20 protein-coding genes and 1 pseudogene are annotated in these 23579 nt (G+C 70.0%); 12 read left to right on the top strand and 9 right to left on the bottom strand.

The genetic code is table 11. From position 1 onward, the window contains the following. Window positions 1–214: 214 nt before the first annotated feature. On the top strand, window positions 215–1486 hold the full coding sequence (gene purD, locus P5G46_RS10020; protein WP_408905615.1) for a phosphoribosylamine--glycine ligase: 1272 nt from the start codon (window positions 215–217) through the stop codon (window positions 1484–1486). Window positions 1487–1766: 280 nt separating this feature from the next. Here the strand turns inward: purD and P5G46_RS10015 are convergent, their stop codons facing one another. The 3 genes from P5G46_RS10015 to P5G46_RS10005 all read right to left on the bottom strand — a co-directional run bounded on the left by P5G46_RS10015 (window position 1767) and on the right by P5G46_RS10005 (window position 5974). Next, entirely contained in the window at window positions 1767–3305 is a 1539-nt protein-coding gene (locus P5G46_RS10015) for a DHA2 family efflux MFS transporter permease subunit (protein ID WP_375094877.1), read from the bottom strand. Continuing rightward, entirely contained in the window at window positions 3302–3919 is a 618-nt protein-coding gene (locus tag P5G46_RS10010) for a PadR family transcriptional regulator (RefSeq protein WP_239276019.1), read from the bottom strand. The genes P5G46_RS10015 and P5G46_RS10010 overlap by 4 nt, the downstream gene beginning before the upstream one ends. 351 nt (window positions 3920–4270) lie before the next feature. Continuing rightward, the gene (locus P5G46_RS10005; RefSeq protein ID WP_239276018.1) at window positions 4271–5974 is read right to left on the bottom strand and encodes a BCCT family transporter; all 1704 of its coding nucleotides are present in this window, start codon (window positions 5972–5974) and stop codon (window positions 4271–4273) included. Between the two features lie 92 nt (window positions 5975–6066). On the opposite strand from P5G46_RS10005, the gene P5G46_RS10000 reads away from it, so the two are divergent. The 4 genes from P5G46_RS10000 (at window position 6067) to nhaA (ending at window position 10316) form a co-directional block, all read left to right on the top strand. Beyond that, the gene (locus tag P5G46_RS10000) at window positions 6067–7023 is read left to right on the top strand and encodes a phosphoribosylaminoimidazolesuccinocarboxamide synthase (protein WP_408905614.1); all 957 of its coding nucleotides are present in this window, start codon (window positions 6067–6069) and stop codon (window positions 7021–7023) included. Window positions 7024–7115: 92 nt separating this feature from the next. Beyond that, window positions 7116–8453, top strand: a complete 1338-nt coding sequence (locus tag P5G46_RS09995; RefSeq protein ID WP_408905613.1) for a uracil-xanthine permease family protein — start codon at window positions 7116–7118, stop codon at window positions 8451–8453. Window positions 8454–8608: 155 nt separating this feature from the next. Further along, on the top strand, window positions 8609–8812 hold the full coding sequence (locus P5G46_RS09990) for a hypothetical protein (RefSeq protein ID WP_239276015.1): 204 nt from the start codon (window positions 8609–8611) through the stop codon (window positions 8810–8812). 160 nt (window positions 8813–8972) lie between these two features. Continuing rightward, window positions 8973–10316, top strand: coding sequence for a Na+/H+ antiporter NhaA (gene nhaA / locus P5G46_RS09985; protein WP_408905612.1), 1344 nt, complete (start codon window positions 8973–8975; stop codon window positions 10314–10316). Between the two features lie 23 nt (window positions 10317–10339). Here the strand turns inward: nhaA and P5G46_RS09980 are convergent, their stop codons facing one another. The 6 genes and pseudogenes from P5G46_RS09980 to P5G46_RS09955 form a co-directional block, all read right to left on the bottom strand. Next, window positions 10340–10918, bottom strand: a complete 579-nt coding sequence (locus P5G46_RS09980; RefSeq protein ID WP_408905611.1) for a hypothetical protein — start codon at window positions 10916–10918, stop codon at window positions 10340–10342. Between the two features lie 91 nt (window positions 10919–11009). Beyond that, window positions 11010–12023, bottom strand: coding sequence for a LacI family DNA-binding transcriptional regulator (locus P5G46_RS09975; protein WP_408905610.1), 1014 nt, complete (start codon window positions 12021–12023; stop codon window positions 11010–11012). Between the two features lie 126 nt (window positions 12024–12149). Further along, entirely contained in the window at window positions 12150–13613 is a 1464-nt protein-coding gene (locus P5G46_RS09970; protein WP_408905609.1) for a GH1 family beta-glucosidase, read from the bottom strand. Window positions 13614–13642: 29 nt separating this feature from the next. Beyond that, window positions 13643–14548, bottom strand: a complete 906-nt coding sequence (locus P5G46_RS09965) for a carbohydrate ABC transporter permease (RefSeq protein WP_239276010.1) — start codon at window positions 14546–14548, stop codon at window positions 13643–13645. Continuing rightward, a pseudogene (locus P5G46_RS09960) lies at window positions 14545–15601 on the bottom strand (carbohydrate ABC transporter permease). The gene P5G46_RS09965 and the pseudogene P5G46_RS09960 overlap by 4 nt, the downstream one beginning before the upstream one ends. Before the next feature lie 98 nt (window positions 15602–15699). Beyond that, window positions 15700–16971, bottom strand: coding sequence for an ABC transporter substrate-binding protein (locus P5G46_RS09955; protein WP_408905608.1), 1272 nt, complete (start codon window positions 16969–16971; stop codon window positions 15700–15702). A 206-nt stretch (window positions 16972–17177) separates the two neighbouring features. On the opposite strand from P5G46_RS09955, the gene purS reads away from it, so the two are divergent. The 7 genes from purS (at window position 17178) to P5G46_RS09920 (ending at window position 23577) form a co-directional block, all read left to right on the top strand. Then, window positions 17178–17426: a phosphoribosylformylglycinamidine synthase subunit PurS gene (gene purS / locus P5G46_RS09950; RefSeq protein ID WP_239276007.1), complete on the top strand. Its 249-nt coding sequence runs from the start codon at window positions 17178–17180 to the stop codon at window positions 17424–17426. Then, a complete protein-coding gene (gene purQ, locus P5G46_RS09945; RefSeq protein ID WP_239276006.1) occupies window positions 17423–18130 on the top strand; it encodes a phosphoribosylformylglycinamidine synthase subunit PurQ in 708 nt (235 codons plus the stop codon). Before purS ends, purQ begins: the two co-directional genes overlap by 4 nt. A 238-nt stretch (window positions 18131–18368) precedes the next feature. After that, entirely contained in the window at window positions 18369–19811 is a 1443-nt protein-coding gene (locus P5G46_RS09940) for a helix-turn-helix transcriptional regulator (RefSeq protein ID WP_408905607.1), read from the top strand. Window positions 19812–19836: 25 nt separating this feature from the next. Beyond that, window positions 19837–20565: a GntR family transcriptional regulator gene (locus P5G46_RS09935; protein ID WP_275438134.1), complete on the top strand. Its 729-nt coding sequence runs from the start codon at window positions 19837–19839 to the stop codon at window positions 20563–20565. A 63-nt stretch (window positions 20566–20628) separates the two neighbouring features. Continuing rightward, on the top strand, window positions 20629–21117 hold the full coding sequence (locus tag P5G46_RS09930; protein WP_239276004.1) for an ureidoglycolate lyase: 489 nt from the start codon (window positions 20629–20631) through the stop codon (window positions 21115–21117). 2 nt (window positions 21118–21119) lie between these two features. After that, the gene (locus P5G46_RS09925) at window positions 21120–22568 is read left to right on the top strand and encodes an FAD-dependent oxidoreductase (RefSeq protein ID WP_408905606.1); all 1449 of its coding nucleotides are present in this window, start codon (window positions 21120–21122) and stop codon (window positions 22566–22568) included. 85 nt (window positions 22569–22653) lie between these two features. After that, window positions 22654–23577: a 2-hydroxyacid dehydrogenase gene (locus P5G46_RS09920; protein WP_239276002.1), complete on the top strand. Its 924-nt coding sequence runs from the start codon at window positions 22654–22656 to the stop codon at window positions 23575–23577. Window positions 23578–23579: the final 2 nt, after the last annotated feature.

Genomic DNA, 23579 nt, shown 5'->3' with positions numbered 1-23579 from the left:
TTGTCCAAGACACGCGGGGGGGCCGGGGCTGCTTCCGCGGTTCCGGGACCCACTACGGGGCGGGACGCGGCCGCGGGAGGCGGGCCGCGGCCGCGGGAGGCGGGACGCGGCCGCGGGAGGCGGGACGCGGCCGCGGGAGGCGGGACGCGGCGGCGGGAGGCGGTGCGTTCGGCCCGCGGCGGCGGGCGCGACAGGCGGTCGATAGGCTGGCGGCGTGAGAATCCTGGTCCTCGGTTCGGGCGCGCGCGAGCACGCCATCATCCTCGCCTTGCGCTCCGAAGAGGTCTCGCACGCGATCTACGCCGCCCCGGGCAACGCCGGCATCGCCCGCGACGCGCACGTCGTCGAGCTCAACGCCAACGACCCCGCCGCCGTCACGGAGTTCGCGCAGACCGAGTCGATCGACCTCGTCGTGATCGGCCCCGAGGCTCCCCTCGTGGCGGGCGTCGCCGACGCGCTGCGCGACCGCGGCATCCCGGTCTTCGGTCCGGGCAAGGCGGCGGCGCAGCTCGAGGGTTCGAAGACGTACGCCAAGCGGATCATGGATGCCGCGGGCGTGCCGACCGGACGAGCCGTGCGCGCGCACGATCTCGCCGGGGTCGAGGCGGCGCTCGACGAGCTCGGCGCCCCGCACGTGGTCAAGGCCGACGGGCTCGCCGCGGGCAAGGGCGTCATCGTCACGTCCGACCGCGCCGCCGCCCTCGCGCATGCCGAGGCGTATCTGCCGACCGGTCCCGTTCTCATCGAGGAGTTCCTCGCCGGCCCCGAGGTCTCGTTGTTCTTCCTCAGCGACGGCGACAGCGTCCTGCCCCTCAGCCCCGCGCAGGACTTCAAGCGCCTGCGCGATGGCAACGAGGGCCCGAACACCGGCGGGATGGGGGCGTATTCACCCCTGCCCTGGCTGGCGCAGCGCTTCGGCGGCGAAGAGGAGTTCGTCGACCAGGTCACCCGCGAGATCGCGGAGCCGGTGATCCGACAGATGGATGCCGAGGGCACCCCGTTCATCGGACTGCTGTACGCCGGGCTCATCCTCACCGAGGCGGGTGTGAAGGTCATCGAGTTCAACGCCCGCTTTGGCGACCCCGAGACTCAGGTCGTGTTGCCGCGCCTCATCGACCCTCTGTCGACGCTGCTCATGGCCGCGGCGTCCGGCACCCTGGAGGACCAGCCGCGTCCCGCTTTCGCCGAGGCGACCGCAGTCACCGTGGTGCTGGCGAGCGAGGGGTACCCCGAGGCGCCGATCACCGGCCGCCCCCTCCGCGGTCTCGACGACGCCGAAGAGGTCGACGGGGTGCACCTCGCGCACGCTGCGACCATGCTGCGCGGCGGCGAACTCCACGCAACCGGGGGCCGGGTGCTCAACGTCGTCGCGCTGGGGACGACGTTCCGCGAGGCCCGCACCGCCGCGTACGAGGCCCTCGGTCGCATCGGTCTCGAGGGCGGCCAGTACCGCTCCGACATCGCCGCACGCGTCGTGGAGGACTGACCCCGCCCGTTCTGGCCCGCGAGACGTCATCGCGCCGACGAAACCCCCGCAGACTGCGCGGCGGGCGTCAGCGCAATGAAGTCTCGGCGACCCCGGGGCGCCGGAGAGACGTCATCGCGCCGACGAAACGCCCGCAGACTGCGCGGCGGTCGTCAACGCGATGAAGTCTCGGCAACTCCGGGGGCGCCCGCGAGACGTCATCCCGCCGACGAAACGCCCGCAGCTGTCACGGCAGTCGTCAGCGCAATGAAGTCTCGTCCAACCCCGGGGGCCGGCGGGCTCACTCGCCGGCGGATGCCGGGGCGCCCTGTGCCGCGGCGGGCGCGGCGTCCCGCGGCGAGCCGTGCGGCCGGATCACCGACGGGCGCCGCATGAACAGCACCGCGATCAGCCCCAGGCAGATCACCGCGATCGGCAACAGCAGCGCCTGACCCATGGCGGTGGAGAACCCTTCCACCACCGGGGCCGGGAGCGTTCCGGAACCGAAGCTCTCCGCGGCATCCCCCGCCCCCGGCAGGTTCACCTCGAGGCGCGCCTGCATGAAGGCGGCGATGGATGCCGAACCGACCACCGACCCGACGGTACGGGTCGTGTTGTAGATGCCTGCGCCGGCACCGGCTTGACGAGGCGGCAGGTTGCGGGTCGCGGTGGTTGCGAGCGGACCCCACATGCCGGCGTTTCCCACACCCATCAGCGCGGACGGGATGAGGAACGCCCAGATGGGCGCATCGCCGAAGATGAGCACGGCGTACAGCACCAGCGAACCGCCCACGAGCAGCAGCCCCGGCACGAGCAGGAAGCGCGGGTCGGTGCGGTCGAGCAGCTTTCCAGCGGACGGGGCCAGCGCGCCGGAGAGAATCGCCAGCGGGATCAGCAGCAGCGCCGACTCGGTCGGCGTCAGTCCGCGCGCGAGCTGCAGGTAGAACATCTGTGGGAGCGCCATGCTGGTGACGGTGAAGCCGACCGCGGCGATCGCGAGGTTCGCGATCGAGAAGTTCCGGTCACGGAACAGGTCGAGCGGCACGAGGGGCTCGCTGGTCGTGCGGGCCTGCGTCCACACGAACAGCCCCATCACCAGCACGCCGGCGACGACCATGACCCAGATCCACGCGGCCCAGTCGAAGTGCTCGCCCTCCTGCAGCCCGAAGACGATGAGGAAGAGACCGACGGCGCTGAGGGCGACCCCCAGAAGGTCGAACTTGTGCGTCGACGTGGGCAGCTGCGGCACGAGCACCAGCGCCGCGATGAAGCCGATGATCCCGACGGGGATGTTGATGAAGAAGATCCACTCCCACCCGAGTCCGTCGACGAGCAGACCGCCGGCGAGAGGGCCGACGAGCGTCGCCACCCCGGCGGTGGCTCCCCACAGCCCCATGGCCGCCCCGCGGCGCTGGGGCGGGAACGTGCGGGTGATGACGGCCATGGTCTGCGGCGTCATGAGCGCGGCGCCGAGTCCCTGAACGGCACGCGCGATGATCAGCGTCTCGAGCGAGGTCGCGAGACCGCACGCGAGCGAGGCGAGGGTGAAGATCGCCAGGCCCACGAGGTAGATGTTCTTGGGGCCGAAGCGATCGCCGAGGCGTCCGGTGACCAGGAGCGGGACGGCGTAGGTGAGCAGGTAGGCGCTCGTGACCCACACGACGTTGTCGAGGTTGTTGGTCGAGGGGTCCAGGGCCGCCTTGATGGCCGGGTTGGCCACCGAGACGATCGTCGTGTCGACGAGGATCATGAAGAAGCCGATGACGAGCGCCCAGAGGGCGGGCCACGGGCTGCGTTCGGGCGGAGCGGATGCCACGGATGCGGCGCGGGAGTCGGTCATGCGGGGGTCTCCTTCGAGACGCGGAATCGTTCGGGGTGAGAAGGGCCGTCGACACCCCAGGGGAGGGTGCCGTCGGTAAGGCTCCGGTGCAGCGCGTCCTGCCACGCGAGCTCGGCGTCGAGGAGAGCGGCCTGCCGCTCCACCTCGACCATGTACTGGCGCGCGACGGCGCGCTCGCGCGCCCGGGCGAGCCCCGCACGGTGCTCCGCCAGCGAAGCGACGAGGAGTTCCCGGCGCCGGTCGAGGAGGGCGACGACGTCGTCGCGATCGAGGTTGTGGGCTTCGGCGAGCGCGACCCGGAAATCACTCGGCCGGTCGATCTGCGGCAGCTCCGCCCGCACCCAGGCCTCCACGGCATCCCGGCCCGCGTCGAGCAGCGTGTACGTCGTGCGCTCGGGACGGTTGCCCTCGCGGTCGACGCCCACCTCGGCGATGAGGCCGTCCCGTTCGAGGCGGGCGATCGTGTGGTAGGTCGTACCCTTCTGCAGCGGGACCAGGCGGTCGTCGCGGCGATCGCGCAGCAGTCGCAGCATCTCGTACGGATGCATGTCTCCCTCGCGGAGGGTCGCCAAGAGCATGACCGCGAGCGGCGTGAGACGCGTGCTGTCCGGCATCCACCCCTCCATGGTCCTTGACGACTAGTCCACATGGACTATAACGCATTGCGCGCGCGTCAAGGGCGGTGCGGGAGACGCGAGCGCGCGGCGGGCGCGGCGCCCGGCCGGACCCCCGTTCGGTGTCCACAACACGCGGACAACCCCGCGAAGCATCCGCGTGTCCTGGACACTCAACACCCACACGGGCGCACGCACGGCACCGGCCCGCACGACCCCCGACTCAGTGTCCACAACACGCGGACGACCCCACGAGGCATCCGCGTGTCCTGGACACTCGACACGCCACACCGGCGCACGCACGACACGGGCGCGCGGGCACGCCGCGAGCGCCCGTGTCACGCGGGGGCGTTACGACCCGTCGGCGTCGGTCGCGGACGCGCGGCGCTGCCGCCACCACGCGGGTAACCCGAAGATGCCGCGTTGGTTGGCCTCTTCGACCTCGAGGCCGTAGTGCTCGCCGATCTGGTCGCGGAACCGGGCCCGCTGGACGCGGTCGTACGCCTTGATCTCACGCCGGAACGCCACGACCGTGGCCCAGCAGATGGCGAGCAGCACGAGACTGAAGGGCAGCGCGATACTGATCGCCGCGGTCTGCAGGGCCGTCAGTCCGCCCGCGATCAGCAGCGCGAGCGCGATCACCGACGTCGCGAGCGTGAAGAAGATACGGGTCCACCGCGGGGGCGTCTCCTCCCCGCCCGTGGCGATCATGCTCATCACCAGCGCGCCCGAGTCGGCCGAGGTGATGAAGAAGATCCCGATGAGGATCAGGAATCCGACGGTCAGAATCGCCGAACCGGGCACCGTCTCCAGCAGCTGGAACAGCGCCGTCGAGACATCCACCGTTCCGTCCTCGCCGACGAAGGTCGCCGATCCCGTCAGCTCTGCGTAGATCGCCGATCCACCGAGCACCGTGAACCACAGGATGCCGACGAGCGTGGGCACCAGGATCACGCCGGTGACGAACTCCCGCACCGTGCGTCCGCGGGAGATGCGCGCGATGAAGATGCCGACGAAGGGGGCCCACGAGATCCACCAGCCCCAGTAGAACGCGGTCCACGCGCCCTGCCAGGCCACGCCGGCTTCGCCGGAATACGCGCTCACGGTGAAGGACAGACCGATGAAGTTCTGGATGTAGTTGCCGATGGACTGCACGACGTCGCGCAGGAGGAACTCGGTGGGTCCGACGAACAGCAGGAACAGCATGAGCAAGCCCGCGAGCACGAGGTTGATGTTCGACAGCCACTTCATTCCGCGGCCGACGCCGGACAGCACGGAGAACAGCACGAAACCGGTGATGATGCCAATGAGGATCGCCTGACTGACGATGGTGGTGGGCACCACGTTCAAGAACTCGAGGCCGGCGCTGATCTGGATGACGCCGAGACCGAGCGAGGTCGCGACGCCGAAGAGCGTGCCGACGAGAGCGGCGACGTCGATGGCGTTCCCCCACGCGCCCTGCACGAGCCGCGCCCCCAGGATCGGCTCGAGGGCCCAGCGGATCGTCCGGGGGCGCTTTCGCCGATGGAAGGCGTAGGCCAGCGCGAGTCCCAGCACGACGTAGATCGACCACGCGTGCACGCCCCAGTGGAGGAACGTCTGCGACATGGCTTGCTGCGCGAGCTCGGTCTCGGTTCCCTCCACGCCGGGCCGGGGCGACGCGAAGTGGCTGAGCGGCTCGCTCACCCCGTAGAACACCAGCCCGATACCCATGCCCGCGGCGAAGAGCAGCGCGAACCACGACATCGTCGAGAACTCCGGCTCGTCGTCGTCCGCGCCGAGCTTGATGCGGCCGAAGCGGCTGAAGCCCATGGTCAGCGCGAACACGACGAAGAACGCCGCGATGAGCACGTAGTACCAGTTGAACGCCGAGACGATCGCGGTCTGCAACGTACCGAACGCCGCTTCCGCGGCGGAAGGGAACAGGAGCGCGAACGCGATGAACACGAGCGCGATCGCGGCGGCGGGCCAGAAGACCCACCCGCGGAGGGTGCGGTGCGTGCTTCCGGCGTGCGGATCGACGGATGCCTCGGTGTCGGGTTTCGCCTCGGTCATTCTTCGACGGTACCTACTTGCCGTGGGAGGACAGGGGGGCGGGCGCCGCACGCCCCGATGTGGCAAAATCTGTGTCCTCACGGCCATCGGCCATGCGAACGACCCGCGATAATGAGCGGGTGATCCCCGCTCCCCCTCCCGCCCTCGACGGCTGGCGCCACGTCTACTCGGGCAAGGTCCGCGACCTCTACGTCCCCGCCGACACCGCCGAAGGGGGCCAGCCGGCGCACCTGCTGGTCGTCGCGAGCGACCGGGTCAGCGCCTTCGACCACGTCCTGAGCCCCGGCATCCCCGACAAGGGCGTGCTGCTGACGACACTCAGCCTGTGGTGGTTCGATCAGCTGGCGGGTGCTGACGGGGAACGTGGCATCCCGAACCACCTGGCGGCCGACCACATCCTCGTGGGCGACGAACCGCACGAGCTGATTCCGGATGCCGTGCGCGGACGCGCCATGATCGTGCGGTCGCTCGACATGCAACCGATCGAATGCGTCGTGCGCGGCTACCTCACCGGCTCGGGCTGGGCCGAGTACCAGGCGACGCGCACGGTGTGCGGCATCCCGCTTCCCGAGGGTCTTCGCGACGGCGACCGTCTGCCTGAGCCGCTGTACACGCCGGCGTACAAGGCTCCGATGGGAGAGCACGACGAGAACATCACGTTCGAGCGTTCGGTCGAGCTCGTCGGCGAAGACACTGCGGCTGCGCTGCGCGACGTGTCGCTCGAGATCTACCGGCGGGCTTCCGCGACGGCCGAGGAGCGCGGGCTGATCCTCGCCGACACGAAGTTCGAGTTCGGGTTTGACGCCGAGGGCGTGCTGACGCTGGCCGACGAGGTGCTGACGTCGGACTCGTCGCGCTATTGGGATGCCGAGTCCTGGCGCACGGGCACGACCCCCGCCGCGCGCATGGCGAGCTTCGACAAGCAGATCGTCCGGGACTGGCTGGCCGCCCACTGGGACAAGCAGGGCGAGCCCCCCACCCTCCCCGACGACATCGTGACGCGCACGCGCGCCCGCTACGCCGAACTGCTCGAGCGCCTGACGTCCTGAGGCCCCGGGTTCGCCGGGGCCACACGGCGGCGCACGGCGGCGCGTCGCCCGGCGAGCGCACACGCCCCCACCCCCACCGCGAGGAGAAACACATGTTCCAGTGGAAGCTGCACGGAAACGGGCGCACCGTGGCACCGGGCGCGGTCGTCGCCCCGGGCGAACGACTCAACTGGGGCGCCACGATCGCGATCGGCCTGCAGCACGTCATCGCCATGTTCGGTGCGACGTTCCTCGTGCCCGTGCTCACCGGGTTCCCGGTGTCGACGACGCTGCTGTTCTCGGGCGTCGGGACGCTGCTGTTCCTCCTCGTCACCCGCAACCGGCTCCCCAGCTACCTCGGCTCGTCGTTCGCGTTCATCGCGCCGGTGACCGCGGCGACCGCGACCGCCGGATTCGGTTCGGCTCTCGCGGGCATCGTGGCCGTCGGCATCCTGCTCATGGCCATCGGCTTCGTCGTGCAGTTCGCCGGGCTCGGCTGGGTGGACCGGGTCATGCCGCCCGTCGTCGCGGGGGCGATCGTTGCCCTCATCGGCTTCAACCTGGCGCCCGTCGCGTGGCAGAACTTCCAGGTGCAGCCGGTGCCGGGGACCGTCACCCTCGTCGCGGTGATCCTGTTCAGCGTGCTGTTCCGCGGGTTCCTCGGCCGCATCTCGATCTTCCTGGGGGTCATCGTCGGGTACGTCGCGACGGTGCTGATCCAGGTCGGGACGGGCGAGCAGCTCATCGACTTCGACGCCGTCGAGGCGGCCCCCTGGGTCGGTCTCCCCGAGTTTCAGATCGCCGACTTCGCCTCGCCGCAGACGTGGTCGGTGATCGCGATGTTCCTGCCCGTCGTGCTCGTGCTGGTCGCCGAGAACGTCGGGCACGTGCGCGGCGTGGCGGCGATGACGGATGCCACGGCCAACCGCTCCACCGGGCGCGCGCTCATCGCCGACGGCGCCGCCACCACGCTCGCGGGCGCGTTCGGCGGGTCGGGCACGACGACGTACGGCGAGAACATCGGCGTGATGGCGGCGACGCGCGTCTACTCGACCGCCGTGTACTGGGTGGCCGGTCTGACAGCGATCGTGCTGAGCCTGTCGCCGAAGGTCGGGGCGGTGTTCAACACGATCCCCGCCGGAGTGCTGGGCGGCGTGACGACAGCCCTCTACGGCCTGATCGGCATCATCGGCATCAAGATCTGGGTCGACAACCGCGTCGACTTCTCCCGTCCGGTCAACCAGTACACGGGTGCGGTTGCGCTCGTGCTGGCGATCGCGGGCTTCACGGTGCAGTGGGGCGACTTCCAACTCGGCGCGATCGTGCTGGGCTCGGCCGCCGCCCTGGTCATCTACCACCTCGGGAACGCCATCGCCCGCGCCCGCAAGACCGGCGCCGACGACGGCGGCCCGATCCCCGCGGTGGGCCCCCTGGGCGGCGACCCGTCCTGAGCCGGGGCCCTGGCATCCCCCGAGAACCCCGCACCGACCCACCACACCCGGCGCGCGGCCGCAACCGGGTTCGCCGGTGTTGCCCTCCCGGGTAGCGTCGGCCCACACGGCGACGGCGGCTCGCGCCTCGCCACCGACGACGAGAAAGGGACGCCATGGCATCCGGAAACGACCCCTCGCAGGCCGCAGCAGACGAGAACTCCTACGAAGGCGCCGACGTCGAGGTCTCGCCGTCGGACACCGACGGGGCACCCAAGCCCGGCGGTCTCGGCACCGACGGCACCATCCCCGACACGGAGACCGGTGTGGCCGCAGGCCACTCCGACACCGCGTCGAACTTCAACCCCGAAGAGGACTGACCTCGACACGACGGGACGGGGCGTCCACGACACGGACGATCCGCACGGACGCCCCGCGTCGTGTCGGCACTCACGAGCCGCCCAGTCACGCCCCGGTAGAATGGTCGAGGCGTGTCGGGAAGTCTGGTCGACGATCAGTCGATCGACCCCGAAGGATGCCATGACCGAGAACGACGTCCGCGCGCCGCGCTGGCCGGGCTACGCCGAAGTCCACCGCGTCACGACGCTCCTCCGCCGCGAAGCGGTCGGCGGAATGCTGTTGGTGATCGCCGCGATCGCCGCGATCATCTGGGCGAACTCGCCCGCCTCCGACGCCTACTTCGCCGTGCGCGATTTCCGCTTCGGCTATGAGCCGTGGCACCTCGAGCTGAGCGTGGGCGCCTGGGCGGCTGACGGTCTGCTGGCGATCTTCTTCTTCCTCGTCGGCCTCGAACTCAAGCGCGAGATCGTCGTGGGGAGTCTCCGCCGCTTCAGCACCGCGATCGTTCCGATCACCGCGGCCGCGGCAGGCGTCGCGGTACCGGCGCTCATCTATGTCGTGATCGTGGCGTCGCAGCCGAGCCTGCTGGCCGGATGGGCGATTCCCGCGGCGACCGACATCGCGTTCGCCGTCGCGGTGCTCGCGCTCGTCGGCTCTCATCTGCCGGGTCCGCTGCGCATCTTCCTGCTGACGCTCGCGGTCGTCGACGACCTCATCGCGATCGCGATCATCGCGCTGTTCTACACCAGCGACATCTCGCTCCTGCCCCTCGCGGTCTTCGCCGTGCTCGTTGCGATCTACGGCGTCATCGCCCATCGGGGTCGGGCCTGGTTCGCGCGCCACCGCTGGGCCGCGTGGGTGGTTCTGCTGCCGATCGGTTTCGCCGCGTGGGCGTTCCTCCATGCCTCGGGCGTCCACGCCACGATCGCGGGTGTCGCCCTGGCGTTCACGATCCCGGTCGCCCCTTCGCGCCGACGCCCCGAGACCAACGGCATGGACCTCGCGGAAGAGTTCGAGCATCGCTTCCGCCCCCTCTCGGCGGGTATCGCGGTGCCGATCTTCGCGTTCTTCGCCGCCGGTGTCTCGGTCGGCGGGGGCGAGGGCCTCGCGCGGGCGATCATGGATCCCGTGACGATCGGCGTCGTGGCCGGTCTCGTCCTCGGCAAGCCCATCGGCATCCTGCTGGGTGTCCGCGTGCTGACGCTCGTGACGAAGGTGCGGCTCGACCCCGCGCTGAAGTGGATCGACCTCGCCGGTGTCGGCCTCCTCGCCGGCATCGGGTTCACGGTGTCCCTGCTGATCGCCGAACTGAGCTTCCCCGCGGGCTCGCCGCACACCGACGACGCCAAGATCGCGATCATGGTCGCCTCGCTCCTGGCATCCCTGCTGGCGGCGAGTGTGCTCCTCGTGCGCAACCGTCGCTACAAGCAGCTCGCCCTCGCGGAGGACCTGGATGCCGACGGCGACGACGTCCCCGACGTGTACCAGCAGCCGATCCCGCCGAAGGGGCGCCCCTCGGCGTGATCCCCGCGTCGCGGGAGTGAGCGTCAGGCGAAGATCTGCGCGGCGATGTCGGACAACCACGCGCGCGCGTTGACGTTGACGGTCTCGAGGTAGATCCAGACGTCGTCGCACGCCACGACGACGTCTTCGCTGTCGCCCGCGTCGCCCGGGCGCGTGCAGAAGTGCGCGCCGAAGTCCTGCGCGGCCTGGCATTCGTACCCCTCGGATGCCAGTGCGCTCAGCCCCTCGGACACGTCGGTGTCGGTCGCGGTGCTGACGATCAGCAGGACCGCCGCCTCCTCCTGGATCCAGTTGCACGACAGCACGGCGGTGGCGTTCGCGGGCGCGGGGCGCACGAAGCCGTCGGCGTGCTGCGCGGTCAGACCGCCCACGGTCTCGGCACGGCTGCTCGCGGTGCCGAGCTCGTCGCAGGAGCCCGGGACGTTCGCGGCGAGGCTCTCCGCCGACACGGACGGTGTGGGGGTCGCGTTCGGGGTCGCCACGGTGATCGACGGCGTGGATGCCGCCGTGGCCACCGGCTCCGCCGTCTCCGAGGCGCAGCCGGTGAGACCGGCGACCGCCAGCACCGCCGCCGCGAAGACAGCGCTTCTCCGTCGACGCATGGTCGATCCTTCCGACACCGACGCGGATTCGGGTTCGCCCGGTGTTCCGCTCAGGCTAGCGGTTCACCTCGTCCGTGTCGTCCGACGTGCATCAGGCCGACGCGCGCTCGATGATCTCCGTCGGCAGGATCGCGGTGTTGGTGGTCGCACGCCCGGCGAGCACATCGAGCAGCATCATCGCCATGTGCCGCCCCTGATCATGTGACGGCTGCCGCACCGTCGTCAGGGCCGGGACGAGCGACGTCGCCACCGCGGAGTCGTCGAAACCGATGACCGCGACGTCGCGACCCGGTTCGTACCCGTGCTCGCGGAGCGCCGTGAAGGCCCCCCGCGCCATGAGATCGCTCGCCACGAACACCGCCTCGGGCGCTTCTCCGGATGCCAGGATCCGGCGCATCGCGTCGGCGCCACCGGCTTCGGTGAAGTCGCCGTCCTCCACCGCGACCGGCGTGAGCCCCACGTCGGCGAGCGCGTCGCGGAAGCCCTGCAGGCGGTCGATGCCGGCGGGCATGTCGGCCGGGCCGGCGATGGTCGCGAGGCGGCGGTGTCCGCGGTCGAGGAGATACTGCGTGGCATCCCGCCCGCCGCGGAGGTTGTCGACATCGACGTAGTGGTCGGTGGCCCGCACGCGCGCGGGGCGACCGCCGTAGACCACGGGCACGGCATCCGCGAGTCGATCGACGAACGTGTCGCTGGTGTGGTGGGAGGCCACGATCGCGCCGTCCACGCTGCCGCCGCGCAGATAGCCCAGCGCCTTGGCGCTGGCGTCGTCGCTGGCGATGAGCATGTTCATGACGTAGTCGGACTCGCCGATGACCTCGCCGATCCCGGCGACGATCGATCCGAAGAAGGGGTCGCCGAAGAACCGGTCGGTGTCTTCGGGGATGACGAGGGCGATCGCCCGCGTCTGCCGGCTCGCGAGCGAACGGGCGGCCCGGTTGGGCACGTACTGCAACTCCTCGATCGCGCGACGCACCGCTTCGAGCGCGGCCGGCGAGACCGCGGTCGAACCATTGACCACGCGCGACACGGTCGAGCGCGAGACGCCGGCTCGCGCCGCGACCTCTTCGATGGTGGCGGCACCCCGCGCAGGAGCGAGATCCATCGGTCTCCTCCCGGGTTCAGATGCGACCGTGCGCCGGGTCAGTCACGGCGTGGTTGTGAGCGTACTCCTTCGCGCTGATTCGGACTCGTCGTGAGATCGGGCGATGCCCGGGACGACTGGATCGCGTCAGGCGGGAACGACCGGCGCTGTGACGGACAACGCCCGCTCCGCGATGACGCGGGCGTACGACAGACCCGAGTCCTTCACCGTCCGCTCCTGCGTCGCGTAATCCACGTGGACGATGCCGAATCGCTTCTCGTACCCCCATGCCCACTCGAAGTTGTCGAGCAGCGACCAGTAGAAGTACCCGCGCACGTCGATGCCCTTGTCCAGGGCGTCGAGGATCGCGGCGAGGTGCGCCTCCACGAACTCCACGCGCTCGACGTCGTGCACGCGGGTCTCGCCGCCCTCGATCACGGGCACGTCGTCGTAGGCAGCGCCGTTCTCGGTGACGTAGAGCGCGACCCCGGCCGCCGCCGAGTACTCGTCGCTCACACGACCGAGCAGCTGAGTGAGACCCTCGGGCTGGACCTCCCAGCCCATGGTCGTGCGCGGCAGACCGCGGTCGTGCCAGAACAGGTTCTCGTGCGCCGGGAACGGGGAGGAGGTCGCTCGGACCGTCGGCGCGTCGCCACCCGGGGGGTTCACCCGGGGCGCGGTGCCACCGACGAACTCGCCGTGGTAGTAGTTCACGCCGAGCGTGTCGATCGGTGTCGAGATGACGTCGAGGTCGCCCGGAAGGACGGCCTCCTGCCAGCGCGCCACCGCCGCGGAGTCCACGTCGCGGAAGTCCTGGATGATGTCCGCCGGGTAGCTGCCGCGGAACACGGGGTCGAGGAACCACCGGTTGAACTGCCCGTCGACGCGCCGTGCGGCGTCGAGGTCGGCGGGGTTCGCCGGGTCGACGGCATCCGCCACCGTCAGGTTCAGCGTCAGCCCCAGGTTGAGCGAGGCGTCGCGGGCGCGGAGCTCGCGCACGGTCTGGCCGTGTCCGAGGAGCAGGTGATGGGCGGCGAGCATGCCCTCCGCCTGCGAGTAGTGCCCGGGAGCGTGGGCGCCGGCGGTGTAGCTGAGGAACGACGAGCACCACGGTTCGTTGAGCGTCGTCCACACGTCGACCCGATCGCCGAGGGCGTCGTGCATGTCGAGCGCGTACTCGGTGAAGAGGTCGCTCGTCTCGCGCACGGTCCAGCCGCCGCGGTCCTGCAGGGCCTGGGGAAGGTCCCAGTGGTACAGGGTCAGCCACGGCAGGATGCCGGCATCCAGCAGCTCGTCGACGAGACGCTTGTAGAAGTCGACGCCCTTCGGGTTGAGGGCACCGCCGTCGGGGCGCACGCGCGACCACGACGTCGAGAAGCGATAGGTCTGCAGCCCCAGGCGCTTCATGACCTGCACGTCGTCGCGGTACCGGTGGTAGTGGTCGCACGCGACGTCGCCGTTGTCGGCGTTGTTCACGGCGTCCGGCACGCGGCTGAAGGCGTCCCAGATCGAGGCGGTGCGGCCGTCTTCGAATGCCGCCCCTTCGATCTGGTACGCGGCCGTGGCGGCGCCGAAGAGAAAGCCCTCGGGAAAGGCTCGGGTGTGCGACATGGATCGGGTTCCTTCCGCGGGCGCAAGTGTCATCCCTTGACCGCCCCTTGCATGATGCCACTGACCAGCTGCTTGCCCGCGAAGACGAACAGCAGCAGCAGCGGGATCGTCGACAGCAGCACGCCCGCGAGGACGATCGAGTAGTCGACGAAGTAGTTGGACTGCAGCAGCGAAAGGGCCACCGGCAGCGTCGGATTCTGGCGGTCGAGGACGATGAACGGCCAGAAGAAGTTGTTCCACGCGCTCACGAACGTGAACAGCGCGAGCATCGCCGCGGCCGGCCGCGCCGCGGGCACGCCCACGGTGAGGAAGGTGCGGAACGAGCTGGCACCGTCGACGCGCGCCGCCTCGATGAGCTCGTCCGGCACGGCCTGGCGCAGGTACTGCGTCATCCAGAACACCCCGAAAGCGCTCGTCAGAGCCGGAATGATGATGGCGCCGAGCTGCCCGGTCCAGCCGAGCTCGCTGAACAGGATGTAGAGCGGCACGACACCCAGCTGCGTCGGGACGGCCATCGTCGCCACGACGAAGACGAGGAGCCACGGTCCGCCGCGGAATCGGAGCTTGGCGAACGCCCACCCCGCGAGCGTGGAGAAGAACACGACGGATGCTGCGATGAGCCCGGAGCTGATGATCGAGTTCAGCAGCGCCGGCCAGAAGTTGACCGCGGGGTCGCCGATGACGGCGGCGGCGTTGGCGAAGAAGTTCCCGCCGGGGAGCCACGACCGGTTCGCATCCCGGATCGTCGACGAGTCGCCCGAACCGATGAGGAGCGACCAGTAGAAGGGGAAGATGCTCGCCAGCAGAACGGCACCGAGCGCGGCGTACACGAACCAGCCCGGACGCGAGCCACGCACCGGGCGCGGACGACGCCGCGGCTTGGCGGGGAGATCGGGATCGATGACGGGGACGGGAACGGCGTTGACGGAGCTCATCGTGCCGCCTCCTCTCGTGCGAGCTGCTTCTGCGCGGCGCGCGCCTGGGCGCGGACCTCGCGGCGGGAGCGCGCGTCGCGACGGCCCTCGTCGCGGACGAGGGAGCGCGTGATGAACAAGTTGATGACGCCGATCGCGAGGATGATGAGGAACAGGATCCACGCCAGCGCGGCCGCGCGCCCGAAGTTCCACTCGCCCCACCCGACGTTGTAGAGCCACAGCGTGACGGTGAGCCACTGATTGTCGGCCGCCGGTTCCGTACTGGTCGTACATGCGCGGCTCGTCGAAGATCTGCAGGCCGCCGATCGTCGAGGTGATGATGACGAAGATCAGGGTGGGCTTGAGGCTCGGCAGCGTGATGGAGAAGAACTGTCGAAGCTTCCCGGCGCCGTCGACGGTGGCCGCTTCGTAGTACTCGCGCGGCACCGCCTGCATCGCGGCGAGGAGGATCAGGGTGTTGTACCCGGTCCAGCGGAAGTTGACCATCGTGGCGATCGCGATGTGGCTGGCGAACGCGTCGGAGTGCCACGGCACGGCCGGGAGTCCGAGGTTCTGGAGCGTCGTGTTCACCACGCCGTACTGGTCACCGAACATGTTGCTGAAGATGAGGGCGACGGCCACGGGAGCCATGACGTAGGGGATCAGCACGCTCATGCGCCAGAACGTCTTCGCGCGGATGTTCTGGTCGAGCATCGCCGCGATGAAGATCGCGAGGATCAGCTGCGGGACGCTGGAGAGCAGAAAGATGCTGAAGGTGTTGCGCAGGGCGATCCAGAACTTGGGCTGGCTGAGCACCCAGGCGTACTGGTCGAAGCCGATGAACTCGCCCGAGTTGCGGACGAGATCCCAGTCCATGAACGAGATGACCGCGGTGTACGCGATCGGGAACAGGCCCGTGATCGCGAACAGGATGAAGAACGGCGAGATGTAGAGGTAGGGCGAGAGCTTCAGGTCCCACGCGCTGCGGCGCTGGCTGAAGCCGACGCGCCGCGGCTCGCGCGCGCGCGCCTCCGGCGCCGCGCCCCGCGTGGGTCGTTCGAGTGTGCTTGTCACGGTCTGTTCTCCTGTTCTGACGCGTGAGGTGCCAGAAACTGTCGCTTCGCGAGGTCGCGAAGCGACGTTTCTTGGCACCTCACGCGGGAATGGATCGGTCAGGACAGGGCGTCGACCTCGGTCGCCCACTGCTGCCACGAGGACGCGGCATCCTGGGTTCCGTCTTCGACGCGCGTCAGGGCCTTCTGCATCGCGTCGTTGATCTGGAAGTAGAAGGTGCCCTTGTACGGCGACACCTCCACGGCCTGCGCCCGCTCGGAGAGCATCTCGCCGACCGGTGCGTCGTTGAAGTACGCGTTGGTGCTGCTGAGCAGGGCGTCGGCTTCGAGCGCCTCGGTCTGGCTCGGGAACGTGCCGGCGTTCTCAAACGCCTTGACCTGGGTCTCGGGGTCGGTCAGCCAGTCGGCGAGCTCCTGCGCGGCCTCGACGTTCGCGCCGTTAGCGGGGACGGTCAGGTACGACCCACCCCAGTTGCCGGCACCGCCGGGGAAGACGTTGGCGATGTCCCAGCCGGTGACGTCGGGGGCGTTGCCCTCGATGACGCCGAGCATCCATCCCGGGCACAGCATCGTGGCGAAAGCGCCGTTCGACAGGCCGGCGAACCAGTCGTCGGACCACTGGCCGAGGTGCGCCGACTGCGTGGCGCTGGCCTGGAGCACCTCGTCGTAGATCTCCTTGACCTCGGGGTTGCTCGTGGCGATGATCTCGCCCGTGTCGGGGTCCTCGTAAGCCGCCTCGACCTGGTTGATCGCACCCTGGTAGGTGCCGCCCGCGGAGTCGAAGAAGGCCTTGCCGGTGGCGGCGACGTACTGGTCGCCGACCGCGAAGTAGGTGGACCAGTCGCCCTGCAGGAGCTGGGCGACCTCTTCGCGGTCGGTGGGCAGGCCCGCCGCGGCGAACAGGTCGGAGCGGTAGCAGACACCCTCGGGTCCGATGTCGGTGCCGTAGCCGACGAGGTTGCCCTCGGGGCTCGTGGCGGCCTCGACCTTGTAGTCGAGCCAACGGCTCTTCAGGTCTTCCGGCACGGGAGCGAGGAGATCGGCGTACTCCATGACCTCGGGCAGCCAGTCGACCTCGATCGCCTCGATGTCGGCGAGGCCGGTCTTGCCGAGCTTCTGGAAGTAGTTCTCGCGGGCCTCGTTGCTGGTCGCGGCCTTGTTGTGGACGATCTTCACGTTCGGGTGCGCGTCCATGTACTCCTGCAGGAGCGCGTCGGTGTAGCCGAAGTCGTTGAAGGTGGCGATGGGGAGCGTGATCTCGCCGTCGCCTGAGGCGGAGCCCCCGCCGCCGGAGCATCCGGCGAGCACGAGGGCGGAGGTGGAGGCGACGGCCGCGACGACGGCGGCACGGCGCAGGGCACGTGATTTCACAGAACACTCCTTCGTGATGGTGGACCGGTGTGCTCCTGTGCGCGGCGCCCCTCGACCTCTGAATCGTGGGAGCGCTCTCACCAGTCGGGTCGACAGTATGGGATCGCTCCCACGGTGTCAAGAGAGCGCTCCCACACGATGTGGGAAGGAGCCCGGACCGGCCCCGTAGAATGGCATCCACTGCCCTTCCGACACCTGGAGCTGGAATGCCCACCATCGTCGTCGACGTCATGCCCAAGGCCGAGCTTCTCGACCCGCAGGGAAAGGCCGTCGCCGGTGCACTGTCGCGACTGGGCGAGAGCCGGTTCTCGGATGTGCGGATCGGCAAGCGCTTCGAGCTCACCGTCGACGGCGAGGTCGATGAGGCCACGCTCGCCCGCGCCCGCGAGCTCGCCGACGAGATGCTGTCGAATGCCGTCATCGAAGACGTCGTCAACATCGAGGTCGTCGAGTGACCGCTCGCATCGGGGTCATCACCTTCCCCGGATCGCTCGACGATCGCGACGCTCAGCGCGCCATCCGCCTCGCCGGCGGCGAGCCCGTCGCGCTGTGGCACGGCGAGCACGACCTCCAGGGCGTCGACGCCCTGGTCCTCCCCGGAGGCTTCAGCTACGGCGACTACCTGCGCGCCGGTGCGATCGCCGCATTCGCGCCGATCATGTCCGAGGTGAAGGATGCCGCGGCCAAGGGCATGCCGATCCTCGGCATCTGCAACGGCTTCCAGATGCTCGTCGAGGCCCACCTGCTGCCCGGTGGCTTGATCCGCAACGCCCACCAGCAGTTCATCCGTCGCGACCAGCGCTTGCGCGTCGAGAACGCCGCGACCGCGTGGACGACCTCCTTCGCCGAGGGCGACGAGATCGTCATCCCCCTCAAGAACGCTGATGGCGGGTACATCGCGGATGCCGAGACCCTGGCCCGCGTCAACGGTGAAGGCCTCGTGGCCTTCCGCTATCTCGGCGTGAACCCGAACGGCTCGCTCGACGACATCGCCGGCCTCACCAACGAGCGCGGGAACGTCGTCGGACTCATGCCGCACCCCGAGCACGCCGTAGAACCGGGATTCGGTCCCGGCACCGTCGCGGCCATGCGTTCGGGCGTCGACGGGCTCGGATTCTTCACCTCGGCGATCTCCGCCGTCGTCACCGCCGCCGCCTGATACGGCCGCCAGCCCGGCAGGAGCCTCCCGGCGTGGGGGACCCCGGTGCAGATAAACGTACCGCCGCGGTTGCGATTGGCTTATCCTCCCTGTGGGGGCTCGGCAATGGGGACGTTGCCTCCGCGGCCGGACGTGAACCCGAATGAGCGTCTGACCGCCCGTCCGGGGTGCTTGTCATTCCACGACGTGACCTCCTGGCGCCCGAACCAGGAGGTCGGGGTCGTGCCGCGGAGGTCACATGAGCGATTCCGATGGTTCCATCGAGCCCAGCGCAGCGCTGCGCGCTGCCGCCGCGCACACGTGGGCGCGGCTCGAGCCGGGGCGCGGTCAACCGCTCGGGCGACACCTGTCTCTGCTGGCGGAGGCCGAGCCCGGACCCGCCCCCGCGCTGTGGACGGACGCGCGCGCAATGCTTCTGTCCGCCATGCTCGTCGCGCGCGCCCGCCACGACGCCCTCGGCGACGGGGTGGAGCTGGTCTCGCGGTACTTCGACTCGGGACGTCTCATCCGGCCCGCGGCGCTCTCGGGAGCCGCACGGTCGGGACTCTTCGCCGCCGCCGCCGAGTACTGTGCAGCGGTCGGCTGGCCGCAGGTCGGCGGACATTACGCCGCGGAGGCACTGCTGTTCGCGGAGACGCCCGGGCAGAGGTACCGCGCGCTCAGCGTTCAGGCGCTCAGTCTGGGCCTCAACGCCGAGTACCCCGCAGCGTCGCGCGCGATCGACGAAGGGCGGCAGCTCTTTCGGACGCAGAGGTGGGGGCGGGAAGACACGTCGCACTGCCTGTTGCTCGGTGACGGGATGTTCGCGGTAAGCCGTGCGGATTCCGTGCAGCTGCGAATCATCGCCGACGAGCTCGAGCACGCGCAGCCCCTCGACCCGTACTGGCTGTACAGCGCCCGAATGCTCCGGGTGGGGGCATCGTTCCTGGAGCGCGATATCGCTGCAGGGCTGGCCGAGACACGGGAGATGCTGCACGGATCGATGCGCAGCCGCAGCTTCCGCATCGCACGGGATCTGGCCCTGGGGCTGCACGCCGACATGTTGACCACGTTCGGCGAGTTCGAGGAGGCGCTGGCCGTCCTCTCCCACGCGGTCACCCACCCGGGGCATGTCGTCTGTTTCCCCATGCAGCGCGCGGGAACCCTCCTGCAGATGGGTCGGGAACGCGAGGTCGTCGAGTCCACGAACGCCTGCGTCGCTCTGCACGATGAGCATTGCCTGCGCACGCTCACGCCGTTGCTGACGCGGCGCGCCGTCGCCTTCCTCCGGCTCGGAAGCGAGAAACGCGCGGTCCAGAGCATGGAGGCAGCAGTCCTTCTGATTCAGCGCACAGGTCGTTCGGTGACCCCGTTCCTCATGATCCCGTTCGGCGACACCGAACGGCTCTTCGACCTCGTCTCGGCCCGCAACGCCGATCTTGCACCGGCCATCGCGCTGATCCGTCAAGCACTGCCGGACCTCGCGGCCCGCTCGACAGCCGCCGGGCACCTCGCTGCCCTCACCTCGACGGAACGTGAACTCGCCCACCTGCTCACCTCGACCCTGGGTCTGCCGGAGATCGCGCGTGCCCGCAACGTCTCGCTCAACACGGTCAAGACGCAGGTCCGCTCGATCTACGGCAAGCTGGGGGTGTCGAGCCGGGAGCACGCCGTCGAGATACTGCGGCGGTCGCACGAGTGAGTCGAGCCGACGCGAGCGAGGGGCCATGCGCAAGACAGACCAGGATGGCGTCATCGATCGGATCCTCGCCCTGTGGAGCGATGCCGGCCAGACGTTGCCCTCCGAGCCTCGGCTCGCGGAGCTGACCGGAGCCAGCCGCGCGTCGGTACGCGAGGCACTGGTCCGGCTCGAGGAACGCGGGTATGTGCACCGCACGCAGGGCACGCGCACGTCCCCGAACCGGCGCCTCCCCCAAGCCGGACGCCGCATCGACGAACAATTCGACCACTCCCTGTCCATCCGCTCGGCCGGGTACGAACCACGCCTCGAGCTCGCGGCATCCGGTGTCCGTGTCCTGGAGGCGGGTAACCCGAGCCGGTTCGACGATCTCCCGGACGGGACGCGGGTGTTCCGCACGGTCAAGGTGTGGAGTGTCGACGGGGCGCCCTATGCGCTGGCCGAGGACCTTATCCCCCTCGACCGCGACGTCGAGCTCGACCCGCAGCGGCCGGTGTTCGAGCTGGCCGAGGAAGCCAACGGCATCCGGGTGGCGTGGGAGACGATGTGGGTGGATGCGGTGGCTCTGGATGCCGAGCGAGCGGCGCTGCTGGCGGCCGCCCCGGGCGCGCCGGTGGTCGAGATGACCTACTGCGGGTACGGCACGGGCGACGGCGTCGGGTATTGGTCACGCGAAGTGCAGGTGTCGGCTCCCCCGGGTCTGCGGAACGCGCTCATCCGCAGGGTGCGGCACGATCGGGGCGTTTCCGAGGCGTAACAGGACCGTGAACATGTCAGACAAGTTGCGCGAACGCCCGCCCTGCGGGCATATCGTCGGGGCATGACCGAGCCACTCGCCACGCATTCCCTGCCCGTCGAGACCGTCACGGCCGAGACGTTCGCCCCGTTCGGCGTGATCCTCCGGCCCATGGCCGACGGCACCCCCTTCACCGCCGAGGAGGCCGTGCTCGACGTGTCCGGCGGCATCCCCCGGTTCTACTTGATGTCTCTCGACGACAAGGCGCCCGAGTTCACCCGCGTCACGAGACACCTCGAAACGACACAGACCCTCATGGCCGTGGGCGATGTCGAGTGGACCATCGCCGTCGCCCCGCCGGGCATCGACGAACCCCGTCTCGACGACCTGCGCGCGTTCCGCATCCCGCCCCGCACCGCCATCACGATGCGAAAGGGCACGTGGCACGCGGGACCGTTCTTCGCCGAGCCGAGCATGGACTTCGTCAACCTCGAACTCGACGACACGAACGTGTCGGACCACCACAACTTCCGCCTCGACGACGCCTACGGCGTGCGCGTCGTCGTCGCCTGATCATGCGGCAACCGCTCCCCGACGCGGCCGCGCGCCTGGCCGTCCTCGAACGCGACGCCGCGCGTCAGGAGGCACTCAGCGCCGGCGACGGCCGCGCGTGGGTCGGCGAACGCGACGGTGAGCACCCGGTCGTCATCGTGGGGGCCGGTCAAGCGGGCCTCGTCCTCGCGCGCGGACTGCGGCGCCGCGGGATCGACGACCTCGTCGTGCTCGACACCGCCCCGGCCGACGCTACCGGGCCATGGTCGACGTACGCGCGCATGCACACGCTCCGCACCCCGAAGGACATCGCCTGGCCCACGTGGGGCGTGCCCGCGGTCAGCCCGCGCGCGTGGTTCGAGGCCGTGTACGGCGAGACCGCGTGGGAGGAGATCGCCTTCTTCCCGACCGTCGCATGGCAGGGTTTCCTGCAGTGGTACCGCGCGGTGTGCGGTATCGAGGTCATCGGGTCGACGGCGGTCACGGCGATCACCCCGACGGATGCCGAGGGCCCCCTGCGGGTCGACCTGGACGGCCCCGACGGCTCGTGGACGCTGCTGGCTCGGCACGTCGTGCTCGCCACGGGCATCGAGGGTGCCGGTGGTCGCCACGTCCCCGCCCTGTTGTCCGAGCTGCCGCGGGACCGGGTGCACCACACCCACGACGCGATCGACTTCGCCGCGCTCGCCGGGAAACGGATCGGCGTCCTCGGGGCGGGAACCGGAGCGTTCGACAATGCCGCGACGGCACTCGAGAACGGCGCTCTGTCGGTCGACGTGCACATGCGGCGTCCCGCCATGCCGCAGGTGAGCCCCTACCGGTGGATGGAGTTCGCGGGGCTCATCGAGAACTACGGGTCGTTCACGGACGCGCAGAAGTGGGCCTTCAACGTCCATCTCTCGGCGGTGGACCAGCCCGCGACGCAGAACGCGATCTGGCGCGCGCACGCCTTCGACGGCTTCCGGTTCCTGACGTCGTCGCCCTGGCACCGCGCCGAATGGGACGAGCGCGAGATCGTCGTGACGACGCCGCATGGCATCCATCGGTACGACGTCGTGATCGCCGCGACGGGGATCGTCGCGGACCTCTCGCGGCGCCCGGAGCTGGCGACGGTGGCCCCGGATGCCATGGTGTGGAGCGACGTGCTCACCCCCGCGCAAGTGTCAGAGAACCCCGGTCTCGCGCGGTTCCCCTACCTCGACGACGACTTCGGCCTCGTCAGCCGAGGCGGATCCGGCGGGTCGGCGTTGTCGCGCATCCACCTTTTCAACCACGGCGCCCGGATCAGTCAGGGGATGCTGAGCCACCAGATCCCCGGGCTCGTCGGGGGTGCGACCAAGCTTGCGGCGGCGCTGTCACGTCGGCTGTTCGCCCGCGACGCGGAGGACCTGCTGGCGGAGTACCTCGCCTACGACATCCCCGTCGGGGTGCACATCGGCCGCCGCCCAGAATCCGCGGCCGTCGCCGGATAGGGGCGCAGGACCGCCCGATCACCGCTGCGGGTCCGCATCGCGCCCGGCGGCCCCGCACCGCGACCGCGCGACTAGCGTGGACCGGGTGACTGCCTCCCTCGTCGTGTCCGTCCCGACCGCGCAGCTGCGCGATGACCTGCTGCCCCTGCCCGAGGGGGTGGAGGTGCTGGTGTGGGACATGACCGACGCGGCACCGCGCCCGCACATCGACATCGTGGTGCCACCGTACATGTCGATGAACGGGGTCGTCGCTCGACTTTCCGAGGTCTCCACCCGACTCGTGCAGGGACAGTCGATCGGCTACGACGACGTCGAAGGGCGCCTCCCGGAGGGCATCGTCTTCGCCAATGCCGCGAGCGTCCACGAGACCGCCACCGCCGAACTCGCCGTCGCTCTCACCCTGGCCGCGCAGCGCTCGCTGCCCGATTTCGTGCGCGCGCAGGACCGCGCCGAGTGGAAGGGTCACGGCACGCCCGGGCTCGCCGATGCGCGCGTCGCGCTGCTCGGCTTCGGGGGCGTCGGCCGGGCGATCGCGGCCCGCCTGAAGCCGTTCGAGGTCGACATCCGCGCGGTCGCCTCGCACGGCCGCCTCCAGGACGACGTCGAGGTCTTCCCGCTCGGGAAGCTGCGGGAGGTGCTGGCCGAGACCGATGTTCTCATCGTGTCGCTGCCCGGCGGCGACAGCACCCAGGGCCTCGTCGACGACGACGCGCTCTCCGCGCTGCCCGACGGCGCCCTGGTCGTGAACGTCGGCCGCGGCCCCGTCGTCGACACGGACGCACTCGTCGATCACGTGCAGCGCGGGCGGCTGCGCGCCGCGCTGGATGTGACCGATCCCGAACCGCTCCCCGCCGACCACCCGCTCTGGAGGCTCGAGGGCGTGCTGATCGCACCCCACGTGGGCGGTGCGACCGACGCCATGCGGCCCCGCATCGCACGTCTGGTCCGCCGCCAAATCGATCACCTGCGCGCGGGGGAAGACCCCGAGAACGTCGTGCTCGGCGGCTGAGG

Origin of the sequence: Microbacterium mcarthurae, assembly GCF_046064585.1 — a bacterium.
GTDB classification, from domain to species: Bacteria; Actinomycetota; Actinomycetes; order Actinomycetales; family Microbacteriaceae; genus Microbacterium; species Microbacterium mcarthurae.
This window is presented reverse-complemented; position numbering and strand designations above follow the sequence as displayed.